Genomic DNA, 9,453 nt, shown 5'->3' on the forward strand with positions numbered 1-9,453 from the left:
CATATTCTGTACCAGACCAGATCAGCAGATTATACAGGTATCCCCCGGCACCATAACCGGCACCAATATTATTTGGATAAAACCTTTTGTTAAATGTAAAACCACCGTCCAGTGTAAAGTCACCCGCTTTAATATCACCAGAAATACTCGCGATAACTTTGTTCAGTTTGGTGTTCGGATATTGACCACGGTTGTATACATCTGTCAATGAAGCCCTTAAACTACCATTTTTTCCACTTTGCGTAATACTCACATTGTTGTTCAGGATAACACCCTGCTGCAGAAAATTTGCCAGATTGTTTGCGCCTTTTGAAACCAGCGGCATATTTTCAAACTGATAAGTACTGGGGTTATATTGTTTAGCCATTCGTCCAATATCCAGTTTATCTCCCCATACATAATCACCAACCCCGTACTTACCTCCGCCTCCGGAACTATAACCGGTCTGCACTTTAGGGAATGCCAAAAAACCAGAAGAGAACATGCTGCTGCTGTTCACCGAAATATCCAGGCTACCATCTTTATTTCCCCTTTTCGTTGTGATCATAATTGCCCCATTGCCACCCCTGTTCCCATACAGAGCTGAAGCGGTCGCCCCTTTAAGCACATCAATACTTTCTATATCATCCGGAGAAATATTATCCAGAGACAAACTCGAATAAGGAACGCCATCTATCACCAACAATGCATCAGCACCACGAAGCTTAACACTTGGATAAGCCGCAAACTCGGTGCTGTTCTGAATATTTAATCCTGCAACCTTACCGGTTAAGGAAGTAGCAATATTTACCCCTTTTGCCGATGTCAGACTTGCTCCCGGAACCTTTTGAACGGCATAGCCCAATGATTTCTCCTCTCTTTTAATCCCAAGGGCAGTAACTACAACCTGAGCAAGTTCCATCGTTGCTTCCTTCAAAGTAACCGTAATCCTTGCTTCAGAAGTGACGATAACTTCTTTAGGCTCATACCCCATGATCCTGACCACGAGTATATCGTTAACAGCAGCATTGATCACAAACGAACCCTCAGCATCACTAACTGTACTTTTTTTAGTTCCCTTTACAGTAATAGTAGCCCCCGGAATTGGTTTAGAATCCTCACCCACAATCTTCCCTCTTAGGTCAATAGCGCTTAGCATCCCCATCAAATTATCTATAAAAGAAGATTTTGGAGCAAGAACAATTGATTTATCTTCAATGGTAAAAGTAACATCCTCTCCCAGCAGAATCCTGGTCATTGCAACTTCCAGAGGTGCATTTTTCAGATTTAAGCTGATCAGTTTATTCTTATTGATCTGTTCAGACTGGGACATAACAATATAGCCCGTTTGTTTTCGGATCTGAAAAAAAACATCCCTTAAACTGATGTTCTCCTTTTGAATGGTAATATTTTGCGCACGTGTAAAAGCGCTTACCTGGATCAAGGACACTAATAATATCAGGGTTGTCAGCCGCATAATCGCCCATATTTTATGGAGATGCCGGTTAGGCATACCAATTCTTTTAGTATAATTTTTATACATTTGTTTTGTTTGGTTTTAGCACGAGTCCAGCTAATGCGCTTAGCGCAAGCTTTTCTCGCAGGTTTAATGCATTGTGCCTTTGGCTTCGAATCTTTAAGCACCTTGCCTTATCTAATCTGTTCTATTTGGTTATGACCGGCAAAATTAAACCAGGGGTGTTCAAGCACTTCTGGTTTTATTAACCGTTGGTTTTGTTATTTACTTACTATAATCCTCCTTCCTTCAAGCTTAAAGTGCACACCTTCGGTTAATTCTAATTTCTTTAAGATTCCAGAGAGATGGTCATATCTCGAAATACCTCCAAAAAACAATTTATTCTTATCCACGTTGCGGTAAATAACTTCTATATCATACCATCGGGAAACTTCCCTCATAATACTTTCGAGCGATTCATCATTAAAAACGAACAACCCGTTCTTCCAGGCAATCACATCATCTGTATCCACATTTTTTACAGAAAAGCCATTGCCACTTGTCGCCGATTGCTGGTTTGGAACCAATATCTTTTGGCTCTTACTGCTGGCTACCTTTACAGAACCTTCCAGTAAAGTTGTTAAAGTTACCGACTCTTCAGGGTAAGCACTGATATTGAAATGCGTGCCCAGTACAGTCACTTCCTGCTGTAAAGTTTTAACAACAAAAGGATGCTTTTTATCCTTAGCAATTTCGAAATATCCCTCTCCCCTTAACTCTACCCTGCGTATACCATTCCTGTTCAACGAAGCAGGATAGATCAAACTTGATGCAGCATTTAACCAAACCAAACTACCGTCAGGCAAACGTACCTTATAGGTTTCACCTTTAGCCGTAGTCAAGGTGTTCATTTGGTTACTTTGTGTATCTGTATCTTCTATTTCATAAACCAGCTCACCTTCTTTTGTTTTAGAAATCGTCACTCCAGCCTCTTTAGCAAGTGAACCATTATTTACATCGGACAAACGGATTTTTTTCCCGTTGGCCAATGTCAAAGTAGCTGATTTTTTGCCTGGTGCAATATCCATCTCAGCAGTTATAACATTCTGATCTCTTTTCTTATCATACTGTTTATAAAAAAAGATACCCGTCCCCGCAAGAATCAGTATTGCTGCCGCTGCACTATATTTAAACCAGCCCGAAATTATTCTGCCTGGCTTTGGAAGCTGACTGCTAATTTTTCGGTTCCATAAATCATAATCCGGCTCCGGCATCTCATCAGCCATGGTATTGCTTCGGTTATTGTACCAGGAATTTAATATTGCCTTCTCCTGTTCGGTTGCAGTTCCATTCAGATATTTTTCTATTAAGTCCTTTGCTTTGTTCTCTTTCATACCGGCTTTAATTGGGGCTGATATGTATAAGACCAATAGCTCAGGCCAGAGTGTAAGATTTTTTAAAAAAATTTAAATCAATAAACTGAAGAAAACACCAAACTTGGTTTTAAGTACTTTAAGGGCATTGCTGATTTGCTTCCTAACGGTATGATCTGTAACCTGAAGCCTGTCTGCAATTTGCTGATAAGACAGATGTTCTTTGCGGCTCAATTCAAAAATCTCCCTCATCTTTCGAGGCAAACGCGCCACTTCAGATTCAATACTCGCCGTCAGCTCTTTTTCCTGGAGCCATTCATCTGTAGAATAAACACCCTTTTCAATAAAGTCCTCCAGTGAATCCAGATGTGCAACTTTAAGTTTACTCCTGTTCATCCGGGTAAAAACTTTATGCCTTACCGAAGAATAAAGATATGAAGAGAGGCTGGAACTGATCTCAATCTCAAGCGATTTGGTCCATAAAAGTGTAAAGATATCCTGAACAACGTCGCCTGCCTCGTCATCGTCGAACAGCATTTTCCTGGCATGACGAAATAAAACAGCCCAGTAGCGCTTATAGATTTCGGTAAATGAACCGTGATCCTGTTGCCTTAACAACACAATAAGTTCCTGGTCCGAACACTTTCTGTACTCCATTTTATTGCAATCTACAAGTGAAATTATATAAAAATAACAGCAAATAAAAGGATACAATAATATATTAAAATGAACCTACCATTAAAATACAAAAAAAGGGCAGCCCAACCAAGACTGCCCATTCAAACAAAACTTCCAAATTTCAGAGGTAAATTCTTCGCTATTTCAAAGATTACCCGGATAAATTTCCATCCTGGTTACCCGGTGAAACGCAGTAGTACTTGGAGCCGTTATTTCCAGCTCATAAATTACTTCCTTGGTAGCCGGATCAATTTCAACGATCCTTCCGCCAACACCCTTATTTGTTTTATTTCCAATACCAGGACAATACAAAACATGTCCTGTTTGAGGCAAAAATTGTATAGAAGAAAGAGCCGGAGCAAAACTTTTCACTCCCCTTTCCTTTCCATAAGACCAAACCTGTTGTACTGTTCTTTGAGCTTCATCCACCTTATATTCCACAATACGGCTATAACTGTCTGCATCAACCATCGTGTTTGGCTGAAAATGGCGATAATAACCATTATCAAAAACCAGAATATGACCATTAGGCATTAAAACCGGTGTATGCGGGCCCCATGCCCAATCAAATCCACTGGCACCTGCTTCCCCCGAAATTACTTTAGGATCAGTTACAACCCTGCCAGATTCATCCACAGGAGACAACAGATATTTCTGATAGGCCGTACCCCAGTTTTTGTGAGGGGAAATGATCCACTTTACATTTCCATCCTTGTTAAAAGACATCAGTCCCTGAAAGCGCACGGTTGCCATTAAATCGGCACCACGTTCAGCTATTGAATTGTTATGTGCCCAGTTACTCGGTGTCTGTATAATATCACCAGGTAACACATCTTTATGGCTCTCATAACGGGACGTATCCAACATATTGGCCAGATCCCATTCCTTCACCAATGTACCAGATACAGGATTCACCTCAATGATATGGTCATTGATTCTCGGTTTTCCATTCACTAATCGCGCATCAGATTTAGAAACAGTAATCAGAAAATTCCCGTTGGAAGCCTCGGTCACCTCATGATGAAAGGTATAACCCAATTTAATCAAATCCCACTGATGAACAAGATTACCCAGCATATCCACCTCCACAATACGTGAAGCATCTTTATCTCCAGAAAGGAAATTGCCATTCTTCATCCGTTTAAAACCAATGGCTTCCCCAAAGCGCTTAAGATCCGGCGATGGCTTCAGTAAGAGTATCCAGCGAACCTCCCCATCAGCATCGAGCATGTATGGACAGGAAGTATCCAATTCACTTTCGCCGGGATAACTCACCAGGTTCAATCCAGGTTCCATACGACCTTTTTGAGCAGTAATAATCTCAAAACTTGGAAAAGCACCCACATTCAGAGGAGCTGTTTGTATATTAACCTGTGTTCGACCACGTTCCTTTCCATTCATGTCTGTAAAAACCAGATCAACCTGGTTATTATAATTGGCGTACAATCCCAGCACAGGAATAATTTGTCTGTTATTTGAAGCCGTAAACAGATGTTCTATAGTTCCGTTCTTGCCTGTTTTACTTTGTATGACAACCTTTATTCTACCTCTGGCCGGCATAAAAACCTCAACTGTTGCAGCCAAGGGATTGTAACCCGATGGATTTAAAGTCACCTTCTTAACCATAAAATCAAGGGCATTTCCTTTAGAGGGAACAGAAAGACTCTTTTTATCTGCAAAATTCACCACTGTTGCCCACTGATCAGGATGATCTTCTATCGTAAGAATGGACAACACAGGTATCTCTACCACTCCTGTTTCAAAATTGAAAGTATAAACCTTATCCCCCTTAACATAGTTTAAAAGTAAGTTTCCCTTCTCCGTCATGCTTTCCAATGAAGCCTCATAAACCCCTTCTTTGGAAGATTCCGCTACTTTATCCTTTTTACAAGCCATCAACAGCATTAGTGGCAGGACCAGCATCACCAATGCTGTCCTGCCTCGCTTTAAAATTATCTCCACAGTGGATGTTGCTGAATAGCTGTATTCGTATTCAACTCCGTCTGCGGGATAGGCAGATAAAAATGTTTAGGCAGAAAATTCGAAGCACCCTGCTTCTTATTCTGTACCAGAATCTGTTTCATTTGGTCGTAAGTATAGAAACGTTTCAAGTCAAAGAAACGGTGGCCTTCAAAGAAAAACTCCAGTTCATTCTGGTGAATCACCTCTTTCCATAGATCATCAACACCGCTCCATGTTTTGGCTGCAAGACCTGCCCGATCCCTGATACGTGTCAGGTCATTAGCTGCATCACTCAATTTACCTGTCTTAATGGCCGCCTCTGCGTGCAACAATAAAACTTCGGCAAAGCGCATCACTCTAAGGTTGTTGTTTTGATTTTGCTGATCGTACATACTATTTGCATCAGCAACATTTTTATAAAAATTGGTAAACTTTTTAATCAGGAAACGACCCTTTTTACCACTGATCGTAGAAAAATCCGGCTCGCCTCTCAAGCGCTTGGTTGCACTCGCTTCCCAAATCTGATCAAAAGACTGATTTCCAAACCAGGCCCCGTCAGCCACTGTATTTTCAAAGTCAGAATACTTCCAGAAAAAACTGGTATACATCCGTTTATCAAATTTGGTATCTGAACCCGCCGGTCTTTGTTCTGCCATAAAATCATTTACAATAGAAGCCGTAGGCATCCACTTAAACCAGCCGCCAGTTCCCTGAGGGCCAACAAAATTCGGGATCACAAAACCTTGTGTGCTTGTTGCCTCTTCAGAACCCCATGAACCTTGACCAAAGCTGCCATTGTACATAATTTCAAATACAGATTCTTTGTTCAGCTCTGTATTCTCTGTAAAATTATCTTCAAATTTATTCACCAGATCATAAGTATAAGGAGCTTTCATAATTGTGCTCAATTCGGCTTCAGCTTCCGCATATTTCTTCATGTAATTATAGGTCTTACCTAAATAAGCAATAGCTGCACCCCTGGTAACCCTTCCTGCTTCAGCAGCAGGACGTACAATTGGCAAATATTCTTTAGCTACTTTGAAATCTTCTACAACCTGCTTCCAAATTTGTTCCTCAGGAGAGGATGGTTTCATAATTTCTTCTGTGCTTTCAGAAGCAGGGATCAGACGTAAAGGTACATCACCAAAATTGCTTGCCAAAAGGAAATACGAGAACCCTCTCAGAAAACTGGCCTCAGCAATTAACGAATTGATCTTATCTGTACTCATTGGTACATTCTTTACGTTCTTCAATACTACGTTAGCCCGGTTAATACACTGGTAAATCTGGTCAAAGTCACTTCCGGCAGTATTTGCCGTGTTGGAATAAGTAGCCGGCTCCCAATTTTGCAGTTCCTCGCCTAAAATAAACCACACATCATCTGCGCGGTTCATGGTATGCCATCCGGTATACCCCCCAAAATAGCCATACATTTGTCCACGGATCGGAGAGTAAACCGTTGCCATAGCAGATTGCGCATTGGCTTCAGAAGTCCAAAAGGTTTGCTCCACCGCCTGATTTGGATTGACATGATCCAGAAAATCTTTTTTGCATCCCCCCAAGGAGATTGTAAGTATTGCAACCATCGATAGTTGCTTCAATATATTTGTTTTCATGATGTATTCTTTTAATTGTTCCTGTTAATGCTTAGAAATTTGCCTGAAGTCCTGCGGTGATTGTTCTTGCAGCAGGGAAACGTCCGTGATCTGTTCCTCTCGACATGGTGCTGGAACCGCCACCATTCTGATCATCATTCTGTCCAAGGTCCGGGCTGTATCCTTTATACTTGGTTACAATAAACAAATTGTCCGTTGCGACAAAAAGCCTGAAATTTTTCATGTGGGTTTTATTTACCCAAGGCTTATCGAAAGTATAACCGATTTCTAATGTTTTCAGGCGGAAAAAAGAACCGTCTTCCAGCCAGCGGTCACTCACACGGCGGCTGTTCTTGTTTTCATCTTGTTGCGTAAAGCGGGGAACATCTGTATTTCTGTTCTGATCCGTCCAGGCATTCAGCACGTTTGCACCAAAATTGGTAAACTCATTCATAGATTCCATACGTGCCCTGGTATAGTTGTAAATTTTATTGCCTTTCATACCATCAAAGAAGATCCCCAGATCAAAACCTTTATAGTTTACACTACCACGTATGCCATAATTAAAATCCGGGAAAGGACTACCTGCATACTGACGGTCATCATCTGTAATTTGTCCGTCACCATTAAAATCAATAAAGCGGATATCACCAGCCTTGGCATTTGGCTGAATCACTTTTCCAGCCGGCGTTTTATAAGCTTGCGCCTCCGCATCAGATTGAAAGATGCCATTGGTCCTGATCAGGTAAAATGCACCAATCGGATCTCCAAGCTTCGCCCAGGTAATGGTTCCCTCACCTTGAGGATTGTAACCAGCAAACTCCTGTTTTTCACTACCCACAGTAATCGCTGTTATTTTGTTTTTAACAGTAGAAGCATTTACGCCAATAGAATAATTTACCTCTCCAATACTGTTTTTATAGTTCAACAGCATCTCAAAACCTTTATTCTGAATCGTTCCGGCATTCATCGTCGGGCTACCTTTCAACCCTGTTGAACCAGGCATAGAAATACTCAACAGTACATTTTTAGTTTCCTGAACATAATAATCTGCTGTTAAAGATAATTTACCTTTTAAGAAGCTGGCATCCAATCCTAAGTTTTTAGTATGTGTTTCTTCCCAGGTCAGGTCTTTTGGAGATACCCAGGTTACTCCGGTGTTGCTTCCCATCCACCAGTTACCACCTTCTATATAATTGATCCCGCTGCTGCTGATGCTTTGCGTAGCATAATTACCAATTTCCTGGTTACCCAGTTTACCATAACTTGCCCGTATTTTCAACTCATTAACGGCATCTTTTGCACTGGCAAAGAATTTCTCATTCATGATGTTCCAGCCCACGGAAACTGAAGGAAATACACCGTAACGGTGTCCATCAGCAAAACGTGACGAACCATCACGTCTAACAGATACCGACATCATATATCTGGAATCATAGCTGTACATTGCCCGCGAGAACATAGAAAGAAGAGAATATTCCTGCAAATCTCCAGAGGTTGTCTGTTGTGTGGTCGATCCGGCACCAATAGAATTGGTTCCAAAGGGGATATCACTTCGTCCCGCTCCAAAAGAACGGTTAGAATTTTCCTGCGATGAGTAACCTAATAAAGCAGATATGGTATGCTTACCAATCGTATTGTCATAATGTAAAGTATGCTCCAATAACCACTGGTTGTTAAAATAAGCAGACTCATTTAGTTTAGATTGAACCGCGCCAGATCCAAAATTATAGGGTGCATTATAATTATAATTGCGGCCGTTGTTTCTGTTGTAACCGTAATTCAACTTATATTTCAGCCCTTTAATACCCAGGTCTACCTCTGCATAAGCATTTAATAAGATATCCGTTTTGTTTAATCTGTTGTCAAACAACCTCGAAGCACCTACCGGATTGTCCATATTTTTCATCCAGGGTAAAATACCAGCATAGCCACCAAGCTGATTAGGATCTAATACACCGAGTAAGGGATTTTGACGCAAAGGATCTGTTATCGTTAAATGATTATCCTGTCTTTCTGCTGTGGTTAACAATAAAGTATTACCAATACGCAAATGGTCATTGAAAAAAGAAAAAGTATTTTTATTGCGGATATTGTAAGCCTCATATCCCGAATTGATCAGAATACCATCCTGGTTGATGTAACCGGCAGATACATTATAGGTTGCCGTTTCTGAACCTCCGGTAATGCCTACATTAGCTTTGGTTAACGGGGCAGTGCGGTAAACTTCATCCTGCCAGTTTGTACCAGTCCCTTGAAAATTTATAGCCTCTTTTGGCAAATAACCAGATTGGCTCATTATGGTTTTCCATTGTTGCGCATCCAATACATCCAGTTTCTTTGCAATAGTTTGCACCCCGGAATATACACTGGCACTAATAGAAGCACGCGTATTTTTCTTACCCCCTTT

Annotated in this window: 6 protein-coding genes; all 6 read right to left on the minus strand. The window is 41.0% G+C overall.

Annotation, left to right across the window (positions count from 1 at the left end):
* A partial coding sequence (locus VNZ46_RS06740) for a SusC/RagA family TonB-linked outer membrane protein (RefSeq protein WP_325559327.1) occupies positions 1-1,522 on the minus strand: 1,522 nt, incomplete at its 3' end.
* A gap of 194 nt (positions 1,523-1,716) precedes the next feature.
* Entirely contained in the window at positions 1,717-2,829 is a 1,113-nt protein-coding gene (locus tag VNZ46_RS06745; RefSeq protein WP_325559328.1) for a FecR family protein, read from the minus strand.
* A 72-nt stretch (positions 2,830-2,901) separates the two neighbouring features.
* On the minus strand, positions 2,902-3,465 hold the full coding sequence (locus VNZ46_RS06750; RefSeq protein WP_325559329.1) for an RNA polymerase sigma-70 factor: 564 nt from the start codon (positions 3,463-3,465) through the stop codon (positions 2,902-2,904).
* Between the two features lie 165 nt (positions 3,466-3,630).
* Positions 3,631-5,448 (minus strand): aryl-sulfate sulfotransferase, encoded by a 1,818-nt coding sequence (locus VNZ46_RS06755; RefSeq protein ID WP_325559330.1) that lies wholly within the window; start codon positions 5,446-5,448, stop codon positions 3,631-3,633.
* Complete coding sequence (locus VNZ46_RS06760) at positions 5,439-7,064, minus strand: RagB/SusD family nutrient uptake outer membrane protein (protein ID WP_325559331.1); 1,626 nt, start codon at positions 7,062-7,064, stop codon at positions 5,439-5,441. The genes VNZ46_RS06755 and VNZ46_RS06760 overlap by 10 nt, the downstream gene beginning before the upstream one ends.
* Positions 7,065-7,095: 31 nt before the next feature.
* On the minus strand, positions 7,096-9,453 hold a 2,358-nt coding region (locus VNZ46_RS06765; protein ID WP_325559332.1), incomplete at its 5' end, for a SusC/RagA family TonB-linked outer membrane protein.

The sequence above is a fragment of the Pedobacter sp. genome, assembly GCF_035566355.1.
Taxonomy (GTDB): domain Bacteria; phylum Bacteroidota; class Bacteroidia; order Sphingobacteriales; family Sphingobacteriaceae; genus Pedobacter.